Source organism: Thiobacillus thioparus DSM 505 (genome assembly GCF_000373385.1).
Lineage (GTDB): Bacteria > Pseudomonadota > Gammaproteobacteria > Burkholderiales > Thiobacillaceae > Thiobacillus > Thiobacillus thioparus.
In genome coordinates, this window is the sequence record NZ_KB891324.1 from 1 (window position 1) to 1,135 (window position 1,135).

Consider the following 1,135-nt stretch of genomic DNA (forward strand, 5'->3'; position numbering starts at 1 on the left):
AGGGGGGCAAACCGGTTGCCGTGCCGGCTACGGCTGCCCGGCCGAAGAAGCTGGCGGTCGCCGGCGGCGGCAACGACGAATGGGAAGAGTTCTGACTGCTTGCACGGTTATCCGGACCTGTAAGAAGGGTAGAGCCAGAGCATCAATTATTTCAAGCTGTTGAACGCTGTATCGATAAGGTTCTTTACGAAGTTTCAGCTGTGCTGACCAGGCAGGTCCCGGATTCGACGGTCTGGAGTGAGTGAAAAGGAGTAATTGAAATGCTGGCAAATCTGAGTATCAAGTCGCGGCTGGTTTTCGTGATCGGATTCCTGTCCGTGCTGCTGGTCGGCATCGGAATCCTGGGGCTGACCAGCCTCAATTCCACCAATGGCGCACTCAAATCCGTCTACGAAGACAGGACGGTTGCGCTGGGGCAATTGGCGCGCATATCCATGTTGGTCAACCAGAACCAGATCACGCTGTCCAGCGTCACTGCAGGCCAGTTGTCGGCATTCCCCGATGACGTCTCGATCGTCGACAAGAAAGTCGAGGAGGTCGGCACCACGATCAAGGAGATCGAGACCTTCTGGAAGGCCTATCTGGGCACCTATCTGACGCCCGCGGAAAAGAAGCTCGCCGACGAATTCGATGCCAACCGCAGGACCTACGGTCGTACGGGCATGATCCCCGCCCTGGCGGCTTTGCGCGCCCACGACTTCCAGCAGGCCAGTGAACTGTTGCAGGGACCGCTTACCCAGGCTTACCCTCCCGTGCAGAAAAGCATGGAAGCGCTGAACCAGCTTCAGCTGGATGTGGCCAAGCGCGAATTCGAAGCATCGCAGGCGCGTTATGCCCTGGTGCGCAACGTGTCCATCGCCGCCATTGCGTTTGGCGTGCTGCTGGCAGGCCTCATCGGCTACTGGCTGATCCGTATGATTTCCCGCTCGCTGAATGAAGCGCTGCGCCTGGCTGAGAGCGTCGCTGCCGGCGACCTGACGCAGACGATCGAGGTGCGTTCCAATGATGAGATCGGCCAGCTTTTGCAGGCCTTGAAGAATATGAACGCCAGCCTGGTGACCATCGTTGGCCAGGTACGGACCGGCACCGAGACCATTGCCGTTGCCTCACGGGAGATTGCTTCTGGCAACGCCGA

Annotated in this window: 1 protein-coding gene; it reads left to right on the forward strand. The window is 58.8% G+C overall.

The window, feature by feature from the left end; all coding sequences use genetic code 11:
- Positions 1 to 260: 260 nt before the first annotated feature.
- Positions 261 to 1,135 (forward strand): methyl-accepting chemotaxis protein (locus B058_RS0107805; RefSeq protein ID WP_018507915.1); only part of this gene is annotated, 875 nt, incomplete at its 3' end.